A 21,286-nucleotide genomic window follows, 5' to 3' on the forward strand; every position below is an offset into this window, starting at 1 on the left:
GATCGACGAACGGGCGCGATCTACTCGCACTTCGGCGCCCGTTTGTTCGATTCGGCGGGATTTAGAGCTGGACGGGGTACGTCGGCTCGTTGATCCGCGGCGTCACGGTGCCCTCGACGAAGATCGAGTGCCACAACATGAAGATCAGCACCGTCCACAACCGGCGGCTGTGATCGCTGTCGCCGGCCCGGTGCTCGTCGAGCATGGCGCGCACCGCCGCGCGGTCGACGAGGTGACCGGCCTGCGACACCTCGATGGTGTGCTGCGCCCAGTCCAGCAGCGGGCCGGTCTTGAGCCAGTGCCGGATCGGCACCGGGAAGCCCAGCTTGGGTCGGTTGAGTACATGCGCGGGCACGATCGGCTCCAACGCACGACGCAGCGCGTACTTGGTGGTGGTGCGGGTGATCTTCTGGTCATACGGCAACCGTGAGGCCACCGCGAACACCTCGGGGTCCAGGAACGGCACCCGCAGCTCGAGAGAGTTGGCCATCGTCATCTTGTCGGCCTTGACCAGGATGTCGCCGCGCAGCCAGGTGAACAGGTCGATGTGCTGCATGCGGGCCACCGGGTCCCAGCCTGCCGATTCCGCGTACAACGGCGCGGTGACATCGGTGTGCGTCCAGTCGGGCCGGAAGCCCGGCAGCGTGGCGCGCAGGTGCTCGTCGGAGAAGCTGCGCGCGTTGCCGTAATAGCGCTGCTCCAGGGTCAGCGAGCCGCGGTGCAGCAGGCTCTTGCCGCGCATGCCGTCGGGCAGCGGTCTGGACGCCTTGCCCAGCGACCGGCGCAGCGGGCGGGGGAGGTAGTCGAACGCCTTCAGCGACAGCGGTTCGCGGTAGATGGTGTATCCGCCGAACAGTTCGTCGGCGCCCTCGCCGGAGAGCACCACCTTGACGTGCTTGCGGGCCTCGCGGGCGATGAAGAACAGCGGTATCAGCGCCGGGTCGGCCACCGGTTCGTCCAGATACCAGACGATCTCGGGCAGCGCGGCGACGAACTCCTCGGCGCTGACGACCTTGGTGACATGCCGCGCCCCGATCGCCTTGGCCGATTCGACGGCGACGTCGACCTCGGAGAAACCCTCACGCTCGAACCCGGTGGTGAAGGTGATCAGCCGTGGGTTGTGCCGCATGGCCAGCGCCGCGATGGCCGTGGAATCGATACCGCCGGACAGGAAGGCGCCCACCGTGACATCGGCGCGCATGTGCTTGGCCACCGAGTCCTCCAGCACGGCGGTGATCTCGTCATAGCGCGCCTGCTCGCGGCCCTCGGCGAAGGGAACCGCGGCGAACCTGGGCCGGAAATAGCGGGTGACCACGGGTGCCTCACCGGGTCGCACGACCGCATAGCTGCCCGATTCGAGGCGGCGGATCCCGCGGTGCAGCGTCTCGGGCTCCGGCACGTACTGCAGCACGGTGTAGTGCTGCACGGCGCGCTCGTCGATATCGAGGTCCAGCCCGGCCGTCGGCGCCAGTTCGACGATGCACTTCTTCTCGCTGCCCACCACCGTCCCGCCGGGTCCGGTGGCCAGGTACAGCGGTTTGATGCCGAATGGGTCCCGCGCGCACAACAGTTCCCTGCTCTGGGTGTCCCACAGCGCGAACGCGAACATGCCACGCAGCCGGTTCAGGACATCGGTGCCCCAGTGATGGAAGCCGGCGACGATCGCCTCGCCGTCACCGTCGGTGGCGAAGACCGCACCGAACTCGGCGCGCAACGCCTCCCGCAGTTCGAGGTAGTTGTAGATCTCGCCGTTGAACACCAGCGCGTAGCGCTCGGGAGCTTCCGGCGGGCCCCATCGCAGCGGCTGATGGCTGTGCGCGATATCGATGATCGACAACCGGTTGAAGCCGAGCACGACATCGCCGTCCGACCACGTTCCCGGCTCGTCGGGTCCCCGGTGCCGCATCAGATGCGAGGCCCCGGAAACACCCTCTACCAGCGCAGAAGTGGTCTCCACGGCGGGGTCGGTCAGATACGCCAGCAGTCCGCACACCGCGCCAGTATGCCGAATCGTCCGGTCGCTTCGCTCGTCCCGGCGGCGGTGGTCTACGCTGCGTAGTATTCGCCAAGATTCACCGACCGCGCTGCGGTTCACCGACTTCATTTAGGAGGCGCCAACGTGACCGCTCGCGGGTACCGTTTGGTGGCGTTGTCAGTGGTACTGGGTGGCTTGACCATCCTGCTGAGCGGGTGCAGCTACCAGGAGATCTTCGGACTGGGCTGGCCCTCCGGCATCACCCCCGAAGCACGGCTGAACCGGGATCTGTGGATCTGGTCGGTCATCGCCTCGTTCGTGGTCGGCGGCATCGTCTACGTGCTGATCTTCTGGACCAGCATCTTCCACCGCAAGAAGGCCACCGACACAGATCTGCCGCGCCAGTTCGGCTACAACATGCCGCTGGAGTTGGTGCTCACGGTGGTGCCGTTCCTGATCATCTCGGTGCTGTTCTACTTCACCGTGGTCGTGCAGGAGCGCATGCTGCACAAGGAGCCCAACCCCGAGGTCGTCATCGACGTCACCGCCTTCCAGTGGAACTGGAAGTTCGGCTACCAGAAGGTCGAGTTCACCGACGGCACGATGTCCTATGACGGTGTCGACAACGAGCGCAAGGAGGCCATGGCCTCGGTCCCCGAGGGTGTGGACTCGCACGGCATCGAGCAGGTCGGGCCCATCGCGGGCAAGAACGAGTCCGACCGCACCTACCTGAACTTCAACAAGATCGAGACCGTCGGCACCTCCAACGAGATCCCGGTCCTGGTCCTGCCCAAGGGCAAGCGCATCGAGTTCATCATCGCCTCGGCCGACGTGATCCACGGCTTCTGGGTGCCGGAGTTCCTCTTCAAGCGCGACGTGCTGCCCAACCCCAAGGAGAACAACTCCGACAACGTTTTCCAGGTCAGCGAGATCGAGCAGACCGGTGCCTTCGTCGGGCGCTGCACCGAGATGTGCGGCACCTACCACGCCATGATGAACTTCGAGGTTCGCGTGGTGGAGCCCAACGACTTCAAGGCCTACCTGGAGTACCGCGAGGGCAACCCGGAGGCCACCAACGCCGAGGCGCTGCAGGCCATCGGCCAGGATCCGCTGGCCACCACCACCTTCCCGTTCGACACCCGCCGCGGTGAGCAGGTCGGTGTTCCTGCCCAGGCGAGCAAGTAAGGACGAGCAAGCATGCATATCGAAGCCCGGTTGTTCGAGTTCCTGACGGCGTTCTTCGCACTGTCGTCGGTGGTATACGGCGTGCTGACCGCGATGTTCGCCCCCGGCGGTCTGGAGTGGGCCGGCACGACCGCGCTGGTTCTGACCACCGGTCTGACGCTGATCACCGGCACCTTCTTCCGCTTCGTGGCGCGTCGCCTGGACACCCGGCCCGAGGACTACGAGGACGCCGAGATCAGCGACGGCGCCGGCGAGCTGGGCTTCTACAGCCCGCACAGCTGGTGGCCGATCCTGGTCGCGCTGTCCTTCGCCAGCGCCGCCGTCGGCGCCGCGCTGTGGCTGCCGTGGCTCATCGTCGCGGGCGTGTGCTTCGTGCTGGCTTCCGCGGCCGGCCTGGTGTTCGAGTACTACGTCGGGCCCGAGAAGCACTGACGGCCTTCCGCCAGGTCACAACCGTGCGTCAGTTCGCTGGCGCACCGTGTCGGCCCGGTCCGCACCGTCGCCCGGTTTAGTAATCTTGCCGAGGCAGCAGTCGAGAAGGATAGGCCGAGGTAGTTGCAGATGAGCGGGCCGTCAGGACCGGAATCAACGGGCGCGGACAAGGATCCGATTCCCCGCACCGACGAGACCGACATCCACTCCCGGGCGTATTCCGCCCCGGAGTCCGAACAGTTCACCAGCGCGCCCTATGTGCCGCCGGACCCGGCGCTGTACGACTACGACAACTATGCACCGCTGGAGGATGACCGTCCTCCGCGGTGGCCGTGGGTGGTCGGTGTCGTCGCCATTGTCGCCGCCATCTCATTGGTCGCATCGGTGGCCCTGCTCGTGACCCGCACCGACGACAGCGACAACCTGGCCGACCAGCAGACGTCGACCACCACGGCGCCGCCGGTCCAGGACGAGATCACCACCACGACGCCACCCCCGCCCCCGAGCGAGCCGCCGCCACCGCCGCCGACCACCGAGGCGCCCCCGCCGCCACCGGAGACCGTGACGGTGACCGAGGAGCCGCCACCCCCGCCGCCTCCGCCGCCGGCCGAGGCGCCACCGCCTCCGCCGCCGACCACCGAGGCGCCGCCACCCGCACCGCCGACGACGACGCGACCGGCCGGACCCCGGCAGGTCACGTATTCGGTCACCGGCACCAAGGCACCGGGAGACATCATCACCGTCACCTATATCGACGCGTCGGGCCGCAGCCGGACCCAGCGCAACGTGTACATCCCGTGGTCGCTGACGGTGACCCCGATCTCGCAGTCCGAGGTCGGCTCGGTGCAGGCCTCAAGCCTGTTCCTGGTCAGCCGGCTGAACTGCTCGATCACCACCAGCGATGGCACGGTGCTGTCCTCCAACACCGGCAACGCCGCGCAGACGAGCTGCTGATGCTGGAGAACACGACGCGGCTGTCGGGCCCACCGAACCTGGACCGCATCCTGCTGGGGGTGTGCGCCGCCGTATGGCTGGCCGCCCTCGGGGTGTCGGTCGCCGCGGCGGTGCGCCTGGTGGACCTGGGCAGCGGCCGTGGCACCGTGCGGGCCGAGCTCGCCGAGGCATCCGGCTCGGACACCCCGTGGGCGTTGTACACCGTCATCGGGGTGTCGGCGGTGGTGATCGCGGTGGCCATCCCGCTGCTCGTCCGAGCCCGCAAGCAGAGCAGCGAGCGACCGCTGCGCAGCTTCACGCCGTCGGGCGGATCGGTGTCCGATGACATCGCCGCCGTCCCGACCCGACAGGGCCGCCGCCGCGCGGCCGAATCGGCCGCCGGTATGTCCGAGACCGGGATCCGCGGCGGTGCACTGCCGTCCGTCGTCGAGCAGGTGTTCGTGCGCTGTGCGGCCGGTATCGGCGCCGCAGTCGGTGCCGGCACGCTGGCGGTGGCGGTCGCGACCTATCTGATGGCCGGTGGGAACAACACCGGCGCGGTGGCGCTGTACATCATCGCCGGCATGGTGACCGTGGGCATGGCCGCCGTGCCGTGGTTCTACCTGCGCGAACTGCGCGCTGTGCTGGGCCTGGACAAGCCCGTCGCCTGACGTTCACTGCGGCTGCGGGCGCCAGTCCTGCGGAGGATCCTCACCGACGCGCCCGTCGACGGCCTCGCGCAGCAGATCCGCATGACCGGTGTGCCGGCCGTACTCCTCGATGAGATCGCACACCAGCCGTCGCAGACCGGCGGGGCTACCGTCCGGCCAGGCCATGGCGACCAGCTGATCGAGGCCACCGTCGGCCAGTGCCGCGCTCAGCCTGGCGCGTGAGTGCGCCACCGTGTCATCCCAGAGCGCGTACAACTGCGCGGGGGTGTCCCGCGCGGCGGAGTTGAAGTCCCAGTCGGGGTCGGCGCCCCAGTCGGCGCTGTCCCACGGTTCACCCATGGGGGAGTCGTCGAGGTCGGGGCCGAACCGCTGCGCCTCGGCGCGGGCCAGATGCTTGAGCAGCCCGCCCAGGGTGAGTGCGGACGCACCGATACGGGTGTTCAGCGCGGCGGCGTCCAGCCCGTCGGCCTTCCAGCGGAAGGTGTACCGCAACCGGTCCAGGGCGCCGACGAGATGCTGTTCCTCCGTACCGGCCAACGGTGGTTCCCATGGGGGATCGAGGGTCACGGCTCACATTGTGGACATTGTGGCGCGAGCGACCGCAAAAGGTGATCCGCGGCGGCGTGTCGGCGTACAGACACGGTCTCTCGCGGAAAAGGAAAGGCCCGCGCAGTCGGTGTGACTGCGCGGGCCTCCTCGTGAACTGCTAGTGGTGCCCGTTGGACCCGTGCCCGTTCGAGCCGTTGGACCCGTCGGTGCCCTGGCTCTTGCTGAGCACCGCGAGCGACCTGTGGTGCGCCGCGTGTGCCGCTTCGGTGAGCGCCTCGTGCTCCTCGACCGGATCGGCGTAGAGGAAGCTGCCGGTGCCGGGCGCACCGCCGGACCCGAGCTTGTTCATCCGCTTGGGCAGCGAAGCGCCCTGGTACTCCAGCGGAATCGGGTGCCCGTGGTCGTCGACCGGGCCGAGCGGCTGGTGCAGCTCGATGTAGGCACCGTGCGGCAGGCGGGTGATGATGCCCGTCTCGATGCCGTGCTCGAGCACCGCGCGGTCGCTGCGCTGCAGGCTGATCGCCCACCGGTAGGTGATGTAGTAGACGATCATCGGCAGCACGACCATGCCGATGCGGCCGATCCAGGTCGTCGCGTTCAGCGAGATGTGGAACTTCAGCGCAATGATGTCGTTCATGCACATGAAGGTCAGCAGCAGGTAGAACGAGATGGCCGCCGCACCCACCGCGGTACGCGTCGGTGCGTCACGCGGACGCTGCAGCAGGTTGTGGTGCGCATCGTCGCCGGTCAGCTTCTTCTCGATGAAGGGGTAGACGGTCAGGAGCACGAACACCAGGCCCATGCCGACCGCCACCCACACCGACTGCGGGATGGTGTAGTTGCCGATGTAGAACTCCCAGGCCGGCCAGGTACGCGCCAGACCGTCGGTCCACATCATGTAGAAGTCCGGCTGGCTACCCGCCGAGATCTGCGAAGGCTTGTACGGGCCGAGCACCCAGATCGGGTTGATCTGCAGCAGACCGCCCATCAGGCCGAGCAGGCCGGTGATCATGGCGAAGAAGGCGCCGGACTTGACCGCGAAGACCGGCATGACGCGCACGCCGACGACGTTCTTCTCGGTGCGGCCCGGGCCGGGGAACTGGGTGTGCTTCTGGAACCAGACCAGGGCCATGTGCACACCGATGAGCGCGAGCATGATGCCCGGGATCAGCAGGATGTGCAGCGCGTACAGGCGCGGGATGATGATCTCGCCGGGGAAGTCACCGCCGAACAGCGCCCAGTGCAGCCAGGTGCCGATGACCGGCATGCCCAGGGTGATCGAGGAGAACGCGGCACGCAGGCCGGTGCCGGACAGCAGGTCGTCGGGCAGCGAGTAACCGAAGTAGCCCTCGAACATCGCCAGGATCAGCAGCAGCGAGCCGATGACCCAGTTGGCCTCACGCGGCCGGCGGAACGCACCGGTGAAGAAGATGCGCGCCAGGTGCACCATGATCGACGCCGCGAACAACAATGCCGCCCAGTGGTGGACCTGCCGGACGAACAGACCGCCGCGGACCTCGAAGCTGATCTCCAGCGCCGATTCGTAGGCCCGCGACATCTGGATGCCGCGCAGCGGTTGGTAGACACCGTCGTAGGTGACGTGCGCCATCGACGGATCGAAGAACAGCGTCAACCAGACACCGGTGATCAGCAGGATGATGAAGCTGTACAGCGCGATCTCACCCAGCAGGAAGGACCAGTGGGTGGGGAACACCTTGTTCAGGACTCCGCGCCGTACCGCCTCCGAGGGGTGGTACCGGGAATCGATCGCATCACCCTGCTTGGCCAGGGCCTCATTGAGTTTAGGACTCATGACTTGCGCTCCCAGAATGCCGGTCCGACAGGCTCGATGAAGTCGCCGTTGGCGACCAGGTACCCATCCTCATCGATGGTGATGGGCAGCTGTGCCAGTGCGCGTGCGGCGGGGCCGAAGATCGGACGCGCGAAGTGCAGCGCGTCGAACTGCGACTGGTGGCACGGGCACAGGATGCGGTAGGTCTGCTGCTCGTACAGCGAGGACGGGCAGCCCAGGTGGGAGCAGACCTTGGTGTAGGCGAACAGCTCGCCGAAGTTGAAGCTCTCCTGGCCCTTGCGCTTGACGACCTTCGGCATGTCCTGCGGCTTGATGCGGATGAGCATTACCGGGTTGCGGACGCCCATCGCGATCTCGAACAGGTGATGCGACGACTCGACGGTGGTGCCGTCGCCGTCGGACTCGCGCCACGGGAACACGGTCTCCATGCCGCCGGCGTCGATGTCCTCGGGACGCATCTTGACGAAGGCCGACTCACCGGGCAGGCCGGTGGCGCGGGCGACGTAGATGGTCTCGCCCTCGTAGCGCGGGGTCCAGCCCGAGGTCCACAGCACGGCCTTCTTGCCCTCGGCCGTCGGCACGACGGGCTTCCACGGGTTCTTGATCAGACCACCGAGGAAGGCCACCAGGGTGCCCAGGCCGAATGCGCCGAGGCCGATACCCATGGACAGGCCGATCAGCTTGCGCCGCTTGATCGTCGAGCCCTCCAGGGCATCGGTCAGGTTGGCGACGACGGTCTTGCGGTGGATCTCCGCCGAGGCGCCGTCGTGGCGATCCTGGATGGTGATCTCTTCCGGGATGAACTTCTTCTGGAAGAGCACCGCGCCGACGCCGATCGCCATGATCGACAGGCCGAAGGTCAGACCGTACAGCGGGGTGGCCAGCGTGTAGAGACGCTCACCCTCGCCGCCGTAGGGGACGTACTCCCACGGCCAGAACAGGAAGACCAGCAGCAGCGCCAGTCCGGAGAAACCGCCGAGCAGCAGCCAGTAGGCGACGGTGCGCGAGGCGCGCTTCTCGGCCTTGGTGCCCTCGACCGGCCAGCGCGGTTCCTTGTAGACGACCTCGACGCCGTCGAGCTTGCCGCCGAGGGCGAGCAGCTCTTCACGGGACATCTGCGCCAGTTCGGCGTCGGTGGGCTGACCGGGCACGGGGGACCCGGAGGTGTCACTTCCCTTGCTGACGTTCTCGCTCATGCACGAGCTCCGATCCACATCGTGATGCCGACGGCAGCCACGATCCCGATGATCCAGATGGCCATACCCTCAGAGGTGGGGCCGAAGCCGCCCAGGCCGTAACCGCCCGGGTCCGGGGTGTTGGCGGCCTGCACGACATAGCTGACGATGTCGTTCTTCTCTTCGGGCGAGAGCTGCCGGTCGGAGAACTTCGGCATGTTCTGCGGCCCGGTGAGCATGGCGGTGTAGACCTGCGCGGGAACCTTGGCCGCCTCGCCCAGATCGGGCGCGTACTTACCCGAGGACAGCGCGCCGCCCTTACCGGTGAAGTTGTGGCAGGAGGCGCAGTTCAGCCGGAAGAGGTCGCCACCACGTGCGACGTCGCCGGCCAGCATGGCCTCATTGGCGATGTGGCCGTTGGCATCCCGGGGCACGATGGGGCCACCGCCGTTGGCCTGCACGTAGGCGCCCAGCGCGTCGATCTGGTGCTCGTCGAACACCGGTTCCTTGCGGGGGGCCTGGGCCTCGCCGCGCATCGCCGGCATACGGCCGGTGGACACCTGGAAGTAGACGGCGGCCTCGCCGGTGCCGATCAGGCTGGGGCCACGGTCGGTCACGCCCTGCAGGTTCGCGCCGTGGCAGCTGATGCACGACGTGTCGAACAGCTGCTTGCCGGTGCGCAGCAGCGCCGACTGCGACTCATCGGCCACCGCCACCTGGGGCGTCGGCGTCAGCGTGGCGGCGACTGCGCCGGCCGCGGACAGCCCGAGCAGCAGCAGCAGAGCCGCGGACAGACGGCGGCGAAACCGACGGCGGGACTTGGTGGACATCGATCCCCTTCTTGACGAACTCATCGGCGAGCCGATCATCGGACGAAGTAGATGACAGCGAACAGGGCGATCCAGACGATGTCGACGAAGTGCCAGTAGTACGACACGACGATCGCCGCGGTGGCCTGTGCGGGCGTGAACTTGCTCATCCGGGTGCGGATGAGCAGGAAGACGAAGGCGACGAGGCCGCCGATGACGTGCAGGCCGTGGAAGCCGGTCGCCAGATAGAACACCGAGCCGTACGCGCTGCCCGGGATCGTGGTGCCGTGCTCCACCAGGTGGATGTACTCGTAGCCCTGGCCGAGCACGAAGAACAGACCCATCAGGAAGGTGATCACGTACCAGCGACGCAGGCCGAACACGTCACCGCGCTCGGCGGCGAAGACGCCCATCTGGCAGGTGAAGGAGGAGGCGACCAGCACCGCGGTGACCGGTACGGCCAGCCACAGATTCAGCTCCGTCGGCTCGGGCGGCCACGCGCCCTGCGCCTGAGCCCGCGCGGTGAAGTACATCGCGAACAGCCCAGCAAAGAACATGAGCTCACTGGAAAGCCACACGATGGTGCCGACACTGACCATATTCGGCCGGTTCAGCGAATGTACGCGGGAGGTGATCGCGGTCCCCGAGGTCCCAACAGCACTCGTCACAGGTGCAAGTATGACGCTTTGTAGTTGACGAACACCACCCGGGTTCGTAATTGAGTTGAAACCTGCGCGCGGACGGCACTGGTGACGGCCTCCGGAGTGCCGTTATGCGAGCGATAGCATCACGGCGTGTCATCCTCCGAAAGCGCATCCGACAACCCGACCTGGCCACAGATCCTCGGCCGACTCACCACACATCAGGATCTGCTGCGTGGGCAGTCGGCGTGGGCGATGGACCAGATCATGACCGGATCGGCCACCCCGGCGCAGATCTCCGGGTTCGCGGTGGCGATGCGCATGAAGCGGCCGACGTCGGCGGAGGTCAACGAACTGGCCGACATGATGCTCAAGCACGCCCGCCGGATCCCGCCGGGCGCGATCGGTGGGGATGCGGTCGACATCGTGGGCACCGGAGGTGACGGCGCCAACACGGTGAATCTGTCCACCATGGCCTCGATCGTCACCGCGGCGGCCGGTATCCCGGTCGTCAAGCACGGCAACCGCGCCGCCTCCTCGCTGTCCGGCGGCGCGGACACCCTGGAGGCGCTCGGCGTGCGCATCGATCTGGGGCCCGACGAAGTGGCGCGCAGCGTCGCCGAGGTGGGCATTGCCTTCGCCTTCGCGCCGCAGTTCCACCCGTCCTACCGGCACGCCTCGGTGGTCCGCCGTGAGATCGGGGTGCCGACGGTCTTCAATCTGCTGGGCCCGCTGACCAACCCGGCCGCGCCCCGGGCGGGCCTGTTCGGTTGCGCGTGGGGTGATCTGGCCGAGGTGATGGCCGGTGTCTTCGCCGCGCGCGGTGCCAGCGCCCTGGTGGTGCACGGCGACGACGGTCTGGACGAGCTGACCACCACGACGACGAGCACGATCTGGCGGGTGCAGGCCGGCACCGTGGACCGGCTGACGCTGGACCCGGCGGCGTTCGGTTTCCGCCGCGCCGAGCTCAGCGAGCTCGTCGGTGGCGATGCCGAGGCCAATGCGGCCTCGGTGCGCGCGGTGCTCGGCGGCGCCAAGGGTCCGGTGCGCGATGCGGTGGTGCTCAACGCCGCCGGCGCGATGGTGGCCCATGCCGGACTGACCAGTGATGCGCAGTGGACGCCGTCCTGGGAGTCCGCGTTGGCCCGCGCGACCGAGTCCATCGATTCCGGTGCCGCCGAACGGCTGCTGGCCAACTGGGTGCGATTCACCCAGAAAGCCGGAAGCTAGCCGTCCGCGGCGGGTTCAGCCCGTATCGGTCGTCGAGGGTGTCGGCATCGGTGCGGTCGGCGGCCAGCCGGGCCGAACGAGCGGACGCCGCCCAGCCGCGCCAGTGCGCGGCCGACCCCACCGGGCTGGCATAGCCCGGTTCGGCGCTCACGATGCGCACACCGGGGCCGGCCAGCCAGCGCACGATCAGTGCCGTCTCCTCGACCAGGGCCCCGCCCAGCGGCGCACTCTTGGGCAGGATCGTCTGCGCCGCAGCGGTTATCGCCTCGACCACCGGCATTGGCGGCACACCGCGGCGGGCGCAGCCGGCCGCCGCGAGCTGGCCGTGCCGGATGACGGCGAGCTCCCAGCCGCCACTGCCGTCCGGGCGGGCGGCGGTGATCTCGTCGACCTCGGCCAGGGCCCGCAGACGTTGGCCGCGAGCCACCGTCTCGACCGCGGCGGCGGTGCGGTCGCGCAATCGGGCGGCGCTCTCGTAGCGGTGCAGCTCGGCCAGCGCCTCGATCTGGCCGAACACGCCGGCGAAGACGCCGTGATCGGCTCCGTCGATCAGCTCGGCGGCGCGTCGTGGCCCCGCCGCATAACCGGCCATATCGGTACCGCGCGGTGCCGGGCATCCGGAGAGCTCGCGCTCCTGGCAGGTGTGCACCGCGGCGCGGCCCAGCCGGGCGGTGCAGGTGCGCACCCCGGCGCCGCGCGCGAGCACCTCGGCGGTGTCCACCGCGTCCGCGCGTGCGGAGAACGGGCCGACCGCCCGCGGCCCGCGCGGCGCGCGCACCACCGAGAAGCGCGGGAAGGCCTCCTCGGTCAGGGTGATCCACCACCATTTGCGGGGGAATTTCGAGCGCCGGTTGTACGGCGGCGCGTGCGCGGCCAGCAGTCGCAGCTCGCGCACGCCGGCCTCCAGTTCGTGCGCGCACTCGACATGGTCGACCCGGATGGCCAGCGCCACCATCTCCTTCATCCGGGTGCGCGGGTCGGCACCGGTGAAGTACTGCCCGACCCGGCGGCGCAGGTTGACCGCGGTGCCGATGTAGAGCACCTCCTCGGCGGGACCGCGGAACAGATACACCCCCGGGCAGGTCGGAATCCCGTTGGCCAGGTGGCGTTTCCGACGCTGTGGTGCGGTCTTGTCGGGCAGATAGCTGCGCAGTTCGGGGTAGGTGCGCACGCCCTGGTTGCCGACCCGTTCGATCAGGCCGTGCAGCACGTCGACGGTGGCTCTGGCGTCGTCGAGCGCGCGGTGGGTCGGGGTGGTGGAGGCGCCGAACAGCCGGGCCAGTGCGGACAACTTGACGCTGGGCGCCTCGTCACGGGTGAGGACGCGGCGGGCCAGCTTCACCGTGCACAGCACCGGCGGGCGGGTCCAGGACAGGCCGAGCCGCTGTGCCGCCGCCCGTAGGAATCCGATGTCGAACCCGGCGTTGTGCGCCACCAGCACCGCGCCGCGGGAGAACTCCAGGAAGGCCGGCAGCACGCTGTCGATGCGGGGCGCGTCGTGCACCATCGCCGTGGTGATGCCGGTGAGCGCGACGATCTGCGGCGGGATGGCGCGGCCCGGGTCGACCAGCGTCGCCAGCTCGCCCAGCACCACCCCGCCACGGACCTTGACCGCGCCGATCTCGGTGATGGCGTCGTGGTCGCGGCTGCCGCCGGTGGTCTCCAGATCCACCACCACGAACGTCGTGTCGGCCAACGCCAGGTCGGAGATCCCGTCCCCGTCGGTGAACCCGCTCGCTCCGTCGACATCGCCGAAACTCAGCTGCTGCACAGCGTGACGGTAAACGCCGCCCCCGACATCGCCGGCGGTGCGTGTCCGGTCCGGCGGGCGTGTCGGTGGTCGTCGTTACGGTGCGGGGGAATCGGCCGAGACCAGGCCCGGACACGAGGAGGATGTCATGACACACCCGATGCGCGACGAGTTCACCGACGGTGCACCGCCGCCGGACACCGGCTCGGTGGTGATCGACTGCGACGATTGCGCGGTGCGCGGACCGGGGTGTCAGGACTGCGTGGTCAGTGTGCTGCTCGGTGTTCCGGAAACTTTGCTGGACGACGAACGCCAGGCATTGGAAGTGCTCGCCGACGCCGGTCTGGCGCCCCGATTGCGACTCGTTCCCATCCACCGTCGCGACGGCTCGGATGGTAGAACTGGTGTGGCGTGATGACACGCGGTCAACCACGGGAAGCAAAAAATTATTCCCGGGCGCCTGTTGAATTCACGTCTTCCGTTGGACAAGCCCGATGCCGTTTCGTAACCTGTTCGAGACCTAACAGTAGTTCGGCGCGGCTGAATCGCAGTGTTAAGGACGCAATACCTTGAGCCCTGATCGCACACACCGGCGTAAGCGTGGCGTCCAGCGAGCCCTTGTCGGTGCGTTAGCGACCTTGACCATCATCGGCGGATCCTTCGCCACCACAGTGCATGCCGACCCGGCCGAGGATGCGCTGGCAAAGCTCAACGAGCTGTCGCATCAGGCCGAGATCGCCACCGAGAACATGCACGCCGCGCAGCTCGATCTCGACGAGAAGCTGGTGGCACAGCGTGCCGCCGAAGAGAAGCACGCCGCCGACCTCGCCGCCGCCGATGCCGCCAAGCAGAAGTTGGCAACCTTCCAGGCATCGGTCGACAAGTTCGCCGCCGCGCAGTACATGGGTGGGCGCACCGACGGACTGGACGCCATCCTGACGGCGAGCTCGCCGCAGGTGCTCATCGACCAACTGGCGGTGCAGCGCGTGATGGCGACCGAGATGTCGTCGCAGATGCAGAACTTCCGAAATATCAGCGTGCAGGCCGCCCAGGCCGAATCGGCCTCCGCTCAGTCGGCCGCCGATGCCAAGACCGCCGCCGAGCAGGCCGCGGCGGTGCGCGCCGACCTGCAATCCAAGCAAAGCAAGCTGCAGGTCGAGATCGCGATCGTCAAGTCGCAGTACGAGCGGTTGACCCCGGCCCAGCGTGAGACGCTGGCGGCCATCCCGCCGGTGCCCGAGGGTGTGCAGTTGCCGCCGCCGCCAGCGCCGTTGCCCAACAACGATCCCGGCGTGCTGGCCGCGCCGCCGGCCGGGATCCCGCCGGGTGACATCGCGCCGCCGGCCGCCGCGCCCGCCGGATCCAGCGGTGGCGTCGTGGCCATGCAGGCCGCGCTGACCCGCATCGGTTCGCCCTACTCGTGGGGTGCCGAGGGGCCCGGTGCGTTCGACTGCTCGGGCCTGGTGAAGTGGGCCTTCAGCCAGGCCGGCATCTCGCTGCCGCACTCCAGCTATGCGCAGGCCGCCGGTGGCCAACCCGTCTCGACCGATCAGATGCAACCCGGTGACGTCGTCTCCTACTACTCGGACGCCTCGCACGTCGGCATCTACATCGGCGACGGCATGATGGTGCACGCCTCGACGTTCGGTAAGCCGGTCGTCGTCGCACCGGTGAACAACGCCCCGATCTACAACGTCCGCCGTTACTGAGGCGCGGCGCCGGCGGCTCTGCGGTGCGCTGATCGCCACCGTCCTGCTCGCGGGCTGTCAGTCCGAGTCGGAATCCCCGCCGCAACCATCGCCATATTCGTCGGCCTCCCCGTCGCCGGAAGCGCAGACGGCGCACACCATTTCGCTCCCACTGCCGAACGGGCGCACCGCCCACCTGCGCGGACTCGGCACCGGCGCCGCACCGCTCATCGAGCGCATCGGCGCCGAACTGCCCGCCGCGGTGGCGGCCGTCACCGCTTTCTGGGGACCCGACTGGCCCCGCGACATCGTCGTCATCGTCACCGAATCGCCGGCACAGTTCCGTGTGCTGGCACACGGCAGTCCCGATATCGCGGCGGCCACGACAGCCGAGGGCATGGTGTTCGCCCCCGGTGCGGCGCAGATGAGCGAGACCGCGCTGCGCATCGTCGTCCGCCATGAGCTCTTCCACCATGCGGCTCGTGCGCAGACGGTGGCCGACGCGCCACTGTGGCTGACCGAGGGCGTCGCCGACTATGTCGGCCGACCGGCCACCGATCCGCCGCCCGACCGCCCCGATCCCGCCGTGCTGCCTACCGATGCCGACCTCCGAGCCGAAGGACCGGCGCGTTCGCTGGCCTACGACCGCGCCTGGTGGTTCAGCCGGTTCATCGCCGACCGGTACGGTGCACCGACGCTGAAGGCGCTGTATCTGAACGCGTGCGGACCCGGACACCCCGATACCGCGACGGCCGTGCGGCAGACCCTGCACGCCGACCTCGACGAGGTGGTGGCGCAGTGGCGGCGCTGGATGACCGGATAGCGTGGGCACAATGAGCCGGGTCCTGTTGCTGACCAACGATTTTCCGCCGCGCCGTGGGGGCATCCAGTCCTATCTGGAAGCCTTCGTCGCGCAGCTGTCGGCCGCCGGGAATCACGATCTCACCGTCTACGCGCCGAAATGGAAGGGCGCCGCCGACTACGACCGACGGGCCGGCTATCCGGTGGTGCGCCATCGCAGCACGCTGATGCTGCCCGAACCGACCGTGGCCAACCGGATGCGTGACCTGATCACCGAGCACGGCATCGAGACGGTGTGGTTCGGTGCCGCGGCGCCGCTGGCCCTGCTGGGCCCGTTGGCCCGTCGCGCCGGCGCCACGCGTGTGGTGGCCAGTACCCACGGCCACGAGGTCGGCTGGTCGATGCTGCCGTTGGCGCGCACGGCATTGCGCCGCATCGGTGACGACGCCGACATCATCACCTACGTCAGCGGGTACACCCGGGGCCGGTTCGCCTCGGCGTTCGGGCCGCAGGCGCGCCTGGAACGGCTCTCACCCGGTGTCGACGTCGACCGGTTCGCCCCCGACAGCGTCGCCCGCGCACAACTGCGCGCACGCTATGAGCTGGGAGACCGGCCCGTGGTGCTGTGCCTGTCCCGATTGGTGCCGCGCAAGGGCCAGGACATGCTGATCCGCGCTTTCGCCCGGATCCGGCGCCGGATCCCGGACGCGGCACTGCTGATCGTAGGCGGCGGGCCGTACCGATCGGACCTGGAGAAGCTGGCCAGCCGGGTCGGAGTCGCCGAAGACGTGATGTTCACCGGTGGGGTGCCCGCCGAGGAACTGGCCGCCCACCATGCCATGGCGGATGTGTTCGCGATGCCCTGCCGTACCCGCGGTTCGGGTCTGGACGTCGAGGGTCTGGGCATCGTCTACCTGGAGGCCTCGGCCAGTGGGGTGCCGGTGGTGGCGGGGCGTTCGGGCGGGGCACCCGAAACCGTGCGCGACGGGGAGACCGGGTGGGTGGTCGACGGCACCGATGTGGATGCCATCGCCACCGCGGTCGGCGACCTGCTGGCCGACCCGCAGACCGCGGCCAGGATGGGCGCGGCCGGGCGCGACTGGGTGGTCGAGCACTGGCAGTGGCGCGCCCAGGGCGCGCGCCTGAACCGGTTCCTGGGCTGACCCGGGCGCGCCGGATCAGGCGTAGATCGCGGCGATGTGGTCGGCGAACTTCTCGGCGACCACCTTGCGCTTGACCTTCAGCGTCGGCGTCAACTCGCCGGTGTCCTCGGTGAAGTCGACCGGCAGGATGCGGAAGGTGCGGATCGCCTCGGCCTTGGACACCGCCTGATTGGCCTCCTTGACCGCCGCTTCGACCTCGGCGACCAGGTCCGGGTCCTCGGTGAGATCGGCGACCGTCGCCCCGGAGGCCTTGCCGTTGCGCTCCTTCCAGCCCTCGAACGCCTCCGGATCGATGGTGATCAGGGCCGCGATGAACGGCTGCGCATCACCGACGGCCATCGCCTGGCTGATCAGCGGGTGCGCGCGCAACCGGTCTTCCAGCACGGCCGGCGCGACGTTCTTGCCGCCGGCGGTGACGATGATCTCCTTCTTGCGGCCGATGATGGTCAGGAACCCCTGATCATCGATGGCGCCGAGGTCACCGGTGTGGAACCAGCCGTCGGTGAAGGCGTCGGCGGTGGCCTGCTCGTTGCGCCAGTAGCCGCTGAACACCACGCCGCCGGAGAGCAGCAGCTCATCGTCATCGGCCAAGCGCACGCTGTTGCCGGGCAACGGCTTTCCGACCGAACCGACCTTCATATCGCCGACCTGGTTGGCGGTGACGGCCGCGCTGCTCTCGGTCAGGCCGTAACCCTCGTAGATGGTCAGCCCGACGCCGCGGTAGAAGTGCCCCAACCGGGCGCCCAGCGGCGCGCCGCCGGAGATGGCGGCCACGCAGTTGCCACCGAGCGCGGCGCGCAGCTTGCCGTAGACCAGCTTGTCGAAGACGGCGTGCTTGAGCTTGAGCAGCAGCCCGGGTCCACCGGCGGAGTCCTGCGCCGTGCTGAACTCGATGGCGGTGTCGGCGGCGATCTCGAAGATGCGGCCCTTGCCGTCGTTGCGGGCGTTCTGCAGGGCGGTGTTGTAGACCTTCTCGAACACCCGGGGCACCGACACCACCAGCGTCGGCTTGAACACCGCGAACATCGGAACCAGGTTCTTGATATCGCTGGTGAAGCCCAGCGTCACCTTGTTGGCGTAGGCGCCGATGGTGATCGCGCGGGCCAGCACGTGGGCCAGTGGCAGGAACACCAGCAGCCGCTCGTCCGTGCGCAGCATGGTCGGGAAGGCGGCCTTGGCGCCGCGGATCTCATAGAGCAGGTTGGAGTGCGTCAGCTGGCAACCCTTGGGCAGCCCGGTGGTGCCCGAGGTGTAGATCAGCGTCGCGGGATCGCTGGACCTGATGGCGGCGACACGGGCGTCGAGCAGGCCCGGGTCGACATCCTTGCCGGCGTCGGCCAGCACCTGCAGCGCCGGCGCGTCGTCGCTGTCGATGCGCAGCACCGTGCGCACGTTCGGCAGCTGATCGGCCTGCTGTTCCACCCGCTCGGCGTGGGCGGCGGTCTCGGCGAACACCAGCACCGACCCGGAATCGTTGAGGACGTGCTTGATCTGTTCGGGCGCCGAGGTCTCATAGATCGGCACGGTGACCGCGCCGATGGACAGGATGGCGAAATCGATGATCGGCCATTCGTAGCGGGTGGCCGACAGCAGCGCGACCCGGTCGCCGGGCTGGATGTCGTGCGCGAGCAAACCCAGCGCCACCGAGCGGATCTGTTGGGCGGCCTGGGCGCAGGTGACATCGGTCCAGGCGCCGTCGACCTGACGCTGCAAGATCACGTGCTCGGGATCCTCGCGCTCATGCGCATAGACCGAGCTGACGACGGTGTCGTACTCGGCGATCTCGAATGTTGCGGGAACAGAGAACTCACGCACGATGCTGGCCCCTCGGGTCCTGGTTACGGGTTACTTGCAAGTAAGCGTAGTAGGCAGCAAGTCGGCTGCGTCACACTCCCGGTATCGGATGTGTGATGCTGAGTGGTGATGAACAGCGTCCAGATCGCCGATGAGACCTTCGTGTGCGCCGATCCGGCCGATGTCGGCCGGGCTGTCGCCGATGTCGCGAGTTGGCGTCGATGGTGGCCCGATCTGATGCTCGCGGTGGTCGAGGACCGCGGTCCGGCCGGTCAGCGCTGGACGGTGTCCGGTGCGCTGACCGGGACGATGGAGGTGTGGCTGGAGCCGATGATGGACGGCGTGCTGCTGCACTACTTCCTGCACGCCGAACCGTCCGGTGCCACGGCCCACGATCTGGCCCGGATGGATCTGGCCAAGCTGAATCACCTCCGCCGGGTCGCGGGCAAGAAGATGTCCTTCGAGATCAAGGACCGGTTGGAGGCCCAGCGGCCGGTGGGTGTGTCCCGGCTGGCCTGATGGTGAGCCGCGCCCCCTGCGGGGTGCGGGTAGATTTCTTCGGTGTGGCGGAGAAGACGGCGCAGACGATCTACATCGAAGCCGACCCCTCGACGGTGATGGATGTCATCGCCGATATCGGCTCGTACCCGGAGTGGGTGGCCGAGTACAAGGAAACCGAGGTGCTCGAGCGCGATGGCGCGGGCAACCCCAAGACCGCCCGACTGGTGCTCGACGCGGCGGTGCTCAAGGACACCATGGTGCTGACCTACCAGTGGCCCGCCGACCGCTTGTCCGTCACCTGGAGTCTGGTGTCGAGCTCGCTGCTGCGTGCCCTGCAGGGCGCATACCGGTTGTCTCCCAACGGTTCCGGTACCGATGTCACCTATGAGTTGTCGGTCGACCTGATCATCCCGATGATCGGTCTGCTCAAACGCAAGGCCGAGCGCCGGCTCACCGACACCGCACTCAAGGACCTCAAGAAGCGAGTCGAGGTGGAGTGAACTCCACGGGACAGCACGCACCCGAACCCGCCCGGATCAGCCTGTTCGTCGGTAAGGGAGGGGTAGGCAAGTCCACGTTGGCCACGGCCACCGCGGTACGTGCTGCCCGAAGCGGGTCGCGGGTGCTCATCGTGTCCACCGATCAGGCCCATTCCACCGGTGACGTGCTCGGCGCCACCGTCGTGCCGACCGGTCTGCGCGAGCCCACCCGCGTGCTCAGCGATCTGGACGCGGGTCCCAGCGGGTCCGGTGGTCACCTCGATGCGCTGGCGCTGGACACGTTGGCGCTGCTGGAAACCCGGTGGCGCGAGATCGCCGGCGTGCTGGTCGGGAAGTTTCCCGAGTCGGACCTGGGAAACGTTGCTCCCGAAGAGCTTTCGGCGCTGCCCGGGATCCAGGAAGTACTCGGGCTGCACGAGGTCGCCGAACTGGCCGACTCCGGCGCGTGGGACGAGGTGGTGGTGGACTGCGCCTCGACCGCGGATGCGCTGCGGATGCTGACCCTGCCGGCCACCTTCAACCTGTATGTGGAACGCAGCTGGCCGCGGCATCGCAGACTCGGCCAACCGCCCGCCGATCTGGCCTCCGCCGCATTGGTGACGCTGGTGGAGCGGATCGCCGAGGGCGCCGAGCGGCTGTCGGAACTGCTGGCAGACGGGACGCGGGTCGGTGCGCACCTGGTGCTGACCGCCGAGCGGGTGGTGGCCGCCGAGGCCGGCCGAACCCTGGGCTCGCTGACCTTGATGGGCGTGCGTGTCGCAGAGCTCCTGGTGAATCAGGTTCTGCTGCAGGATGATTCCTACGAGTACCACAATCTGCCCGCTCATCCGGCCTTCGACTGGTACGCCGAGCGGATCGCCGAGCAGCAGACCGTACTCGACGAGCTGGACCGCTCGATCGGCGATGTGGCGCTGGTACTGGTGCCGCATCTGGCCGGTGAGCCGATCGGACCCAAGGCGCTCGGCGAGTTGCTCGACGCGGCGCGCCGACGGGACGGGTCCGCGCCGCCGGGGCCGCTGCGACCGGTGGTGGATCGCGAGTCCGGGTCCGGCCTCGATACGGTGTATCGGATGCGGCTAGAGTTGCCGCAGGTCGATCCCGGCGCGCTGACGTTGGGCCGGGTCGACGACGACCTTGTCATCGGCTCCGGGGGTATGCGGCGGCGGGTGCGGCTGGCATCCGTGCTGCGGCGCTGCATCGTGATCGACGCGAATCTGCGGGGCGGCGTCCTGACCGTGCGTTTCCGACCGAATCCGGAGGTGTGGCCCAAGTGACCACTCACTCTGAGATCCCGCCCGAACTGCGTCAGCTGGCCCAGCTGATCCTGGACAAGCTCGATCCGGCGGTGCGCGCGGCGGCCGCCCGTGCGGCCTCGGAGACCACCGGTCCGGGTGCCTGCCAGCAGGTGTGGTGCCCGGTGTGCGCGCTGGCCGCGCTGATCAACGGCGAACAGCACCCGCTGTTGTCGGTGATCGCCGAACACAGCGTCGCGCTGCTCACGGTCATCCGCGCGATGGTGGGCGAACCGCAGCCACCCGCCGAGCCGCCACCACCACCGCCGCCGTCGCGCGGACAGCGGCCGGCGGGACGCTACGAGCAGATCCCGGTCACCCTGGAGGACTGAAGCGGTCTGCACCGCTGGCCAAGCCGCCGTGTGGTCGCACTCACTGGCGCTG

Annotated in this window: 21 protein-coding genes; 13 read left to right on the forward strand and 8 right to left on the reverse strand. The window is 68.5% G+C overall.

Features of this window, described 5'->3' with window-relative positions:
* Positions 1-61 precede the first annotated feature (61 nt).
* On the reverse strand, positions 62-1,993 hold the full coding sequence (asnB, locus tag ACWDUN_RS23780) for an asparagine synthase (glutamine-hydrolyzing) (protein WP_449932490.1): 1,932 nt from the start codon (positions 1,991-1,993) through the stop codon (positions 62-64).
* A gap of 126 nt (positions 1,994-2,119) precedes the next feature.
* On the opposite strand from asnB, the gene ctaC reads away from it, so the two are divergent.
* The 4 genes from ctaC to ACWDUN_RS23800 all read left to right on the forward strand — a co-directional run bounded on the left by ctaC (position 2,120) and on the right by ACWDUN_RS23800 (position 5,196).
* Positions 2,120-3,160: an aa3-type cytochrome oxidase subunit II gene (gene ctaC, locus ACWDUN_RS23785; protein ID WP_449932491.1), complete on the forward strand. Its 1,041-nt coding sequence runs from the start codon at positions 2,120-2,122 to the stop codon at positions 3,158-3,160.
* Positions 3,161-3,172: 12 nt separating this feature from the next.
* A complete protein-coding gene (locus ACWDUN_RS23790; protein ID WP_449932492.1) occupies positions 3,173-3,592 on the forward strand; it encodes a cytochrome c oxidase subunit 4 in 420 nt (139 codons plus the stop codon).
* Positions 3,593-3,721: 129 nt separating this feature from the next.
* Positions 3,722-4,546: an MmpS family transport accessory protein gene (locus ACWDUN_RS23795; protein WP_449932493.1), complete on the forward strand. Its 825-nt coding sequence runs from the start codon at positions 3,722-3,724 to the stop codon at positions 4,544-4,546.
* Positions 4,546-5,196: a DUF2561 family protein gene (locus tag ACWDUN_RS23800; RefSeq protein ID WP_449932494.1), complete on the forward strand. Its 651-nt coding sequence runs from the start codon at positions 4,546-4,548 to the stop codon at positions 5,194-5,196. Before ACWDUN_RS23795 ends, ACWDUN_RS23800 begins: the two co-directional genes overlap by 1 nt.
* 3 nt (positions 5,197-5,199) lie before the next feature.
* Here the strand turns inward: ACWDUN_RS23800 and ACWDUN_RS23805 are convergent, their stop codons facing one another.
* From ACWDUN_RS23805 to ctaE, 5 genes are all read right to left on the reverse strand, one after another.
* Entirely contained in the window at positions 5,200-5,763 is a 564-nt protein-coding gene (locus tag ACWDUN_RS23805) for a mycothiol transferase (RefSeq protein ID WP_449932495.1), read from the reverse strand.
* A 139-nt stretch (positions 5,764-5,902) separates the two neighbouring features.
* Complete coding sequence (gene qcrB / locus ACWDUN_RS23810; protein ID WP_449932496.1) at positions 5,903-7,558, reverse strand: cytochrome bc1 complex cytochrome b subunit; 1,656 nt, start codon at positions 7,556-7,558, stop codon at positions 5,903-5,905.
* A complete protein-coding gene (qcrA, locus tag ACWDUN_RS23815; protein ID WP_449932497.1) occupies positions 7,555-8,754 on the reverse strand; it encodes a cytochrome bc1 complex Rieske iron-sulfur subunit in 1,200 nt (399 codons plus the stop codon). The genes qcrB and qcrA overlap by 4 nt, the downstream gene beginning before the upstream one ends.
* Entirely contained in the window at positions 8,751-9,563 is an 813-nt protein-coding gene (gene qcrC, locus ACWDUN_RS23820) for a cytochrome bc1 complex diheme cytochrome c subunit (protein WP_449932498.1), read from the reverse strand. The genes qcrA and qcrC overlap by 4 nt, the downstream gene beginning before the upstream one ends.
* Positions 9,564-9,598: 35 nt before the next feature.
* Positions 9,599-10,210 (reverse strand): aa3-type cytochrome oxidase subunit III, encoded by a 612-nt coding sequence (gene ctaE, locus ACWDUN_RS23825; RefSeq protein ID WP_081843494.1) that lies wholly within the window; start codon positions 10,208-10,210, stop codon positions 9,599-9,601.
* Between the two features lie 126 nt (positions 10,211-10,336).
* Between ctaE and trpD the strand changes: the two genes are divergently transcribed.
* Positions 10,337-11,413, forward strand: a complete 1,077-nt coding sequence (gene trpD / locus ACWDUN_RS23830) for an anthranilate phosphoribosyltransferase (RefSeq protein WP_449932500.1) — start codon at positions 10,337-10,339, stop codon at positions 11,411-11,413.
* Here the strand turns inward: trpD and ACWDUN_RS23835 are convergent.
* On the reverse strand, positions 11,391-13,184 hold the full coding sequence (locus tag ACWDUN_RS23835) for a DEDD exonuclease domain-containing protein (protein ID WP_449932501.1): 1,794 nt from the start codon (positions 13,182-13,184) through the stop codon (positions 11,391-11,393). The genes trpD and ACWDUN_RS23835 overlap by 23 nt on opposite strands.
* Positions 13,185-13,311: 127 nt before the next feature.
* On the opposite strand from ACWDUN_RS23835, the gene ACWDUN_RS23840 reads away from it, so the two are divergent.
* The 4 genes from ACWDUN_RS23840 to ACWDUN_RS23855 all read left to right on the forward strand — a co-directional run bounded on the left by ACWDUN_RS23840 (position 13,312) and on the right by ACWDUN_RS23855 (position 16,815).
* The gene (locus ACWDUN_RS23840) at positions 13,312-13,578 is read left to right on the forward strand and encodes a hypothetical protein (RefSeq protein WP_449932502.1); all 267 of its coding nucleotides are present in this window, start codon (positions 13,312-13,314) and stop codon (positions 13,576-13,578) included.
* Between the two features lie 154 nt (positions 13,579-13,732).
* Positions 13,733-14,872, forward strand: coding sequence for a peptidoglycan hydrolase RipC (gene ripC / locus ACWDUN_RS23845; protein ID WP_449932503.1), 1,140 nt, complete (start codon positions 13,733-13,735; stop codon positions 14,870-14,872).
* A gap of 28 nt (positions 14,873-14,900) precedes the next feature.
* A complete protein-coding gene (locus ACWDUN_RS23850; protein ID WP_449932626.1) occupies positions 14,901-15,674 on the forward strand; it encodes a peptidase in 774 nt (257 codons plus the stop codon).
* 10 nt (positions 15,675-15,684) lie between these two features.
* Positions 15,685-16,815, forward strand: a complete 1,131-nt coding sequence (locus ACWDUN_RS23855; protein WP_449932504.1) for a glycosyltransferase family 4 protein — start codon at positions 15,685-15,687, stop codon at positions 16,813-16,815.
* 15 nt (positions 16,816-16,830) lie between these two features.
* Here ACWDUN_RS23855 and ACWDUN_RS23860 read toward each other — a convergent pair whose 3' ends face one another.
* Positions 16,831-18,630: an AMP-dependent synthetase/ligase gene (locus ACWDUN_RS23860; protein WP_449932505.1), complete on the reverse strand. Its 1,800-nt coding sequence runs from the start codon at positions 18,628-18,630 to the stop codon at positions 16,831-16,833.
* Positions 18,631-18,738: 108 nt separating this feature from the next.
* Between ACWDUN_RS23860 and ACWDUN_RS23865 the strand changes: the two genes are divergently transcribed.
* Genes ACWDUN_RS23865 through ACWDUN_RS23880 form a run of 4 tightly spaced genes read left to right on the forward strand, consistent with a single transcriptional unit; the run spans position 18,739 to position 21,234 of the window.
* Positions 18,739-19,128 (forward strand): SRPBCC family protein, encoded by a 390-nt coding sequence (locus tag ACWDUN_RS23865; protein WP_449932507.1) that lies wholly within the window; start codon positions 18,739-18,741, stop codon positions 19,126-19,128.
* 44 nt (positions 19,129-19,172) lie between these two features.
* A complete protein-coding gene (locus ACWDUN_RS23870; RefSeq protein ID WP_449932509.1) occupies positions 19,173-19,610 on the forward strand; it encodes an SRPBCC family protein in 438 nt (145 codons plus the stop codon).
* Entirely contained in the window at positions 19,607-20,884 is a 1,278-nt protein-coding gene (locus ACWDUN_RS23875) for an ArsA family ATPase (RefSeq protein ID WP_449932510.1), read from the forward strand. Before ACWDUN_RS23870 ends, ACWDUN_RS23875 begins: the two co-directional genes overlap by 4 nt.
* A complete protein-coding gene (locus tag ACWDUN_RS23880; RefSeq protein WP_449932511.1) occupies positions 20,872-21,234 on the forward strand; it encodes a hypothetical protein in 363 nt (120 codons plus the stop codon). The genes ACWDUN_RS23875 and ACWDUN_RS23880 overlap by 13 nt, the downstream gene beginning before the upstream one ends.
* Positions 21,235-21,286 lie beyond the last annotated feature (52 nt).

It is taken from the genome of Mycobacterium sp. NPDC003323 (assembly GCF_053589535.1).

What these genes read in the sequence shown, in the direction of transcription:
- ACWDUN_RS23790 (WP_449932492.1), top strand. Translation starts at nt 3,173, where the DNA reads ATGCATATCGAAGCCCGGTTGTTCGAGTTCCTGACGGCGTTCTTCGCA.
- ACWDUN_RS23795 (WP_449932493.1), top strand. Translation starts at nt 3,722, where the DNA reads ATGAGCGGGCCGTCAGGACCGGAATCAACGGGCGCGGACAAGGATCCG.
- ACWDUN_RS23800 (WP_449932494.1), top strand. Translation starts at nt 4,546, where the DNA reads ATGCTGGAGAACACGACGCGGCTGTCGGGCCCACCGAACCTGGACCGC.
- qcrB (WP_449932496.1), bottom strand. Translation starts at nt 7,558, where the DNA reads ATGAGTCCTAAACTCAATGAGGCCCTGGCCAAGCAGGGTGATGCGATC.
- qcrA (WP_449932497.1), bottom strand. Translation starts at nt 8,754, where the DNA reads ATGAGCGAGAACGTCAGCAAGGGAAGTGACACCTCCGGGTCCCCCGTG.
- qcrC (WP_449932498.1), bottom strand. Translation starts at nt 9,563, where the DNA reads ATGTCCACCAAGTCCCGCCGTCGGTTTCGCCGCCGTCTGTCCGCGGCT.
- ACWDUN_RS23840 (WP_449932502.1), top strand. Translation starts at nt 13,312, where the DNA reads ATGACACACCCGATGCGCGACGAGTTCACCGACGGTGCACCGCCGCCG.
- ACWDUN_RS23855 (WP_449932504.1), top strand. Translation starts at nt 15,685, where the DNA reads ATGAGCCGGGTCCTGTTGCTGACCAACGATTTTCCGCCGCGCCGTGGG.
- ACWDUN_RS23865 (WP_449932507.1), top strand. Translation starts at nt 18,739, where the DNA reads ATGAACAGCGTCCAGATCGCCGATGAGACCTTCGTGTGCGCCGATCCG.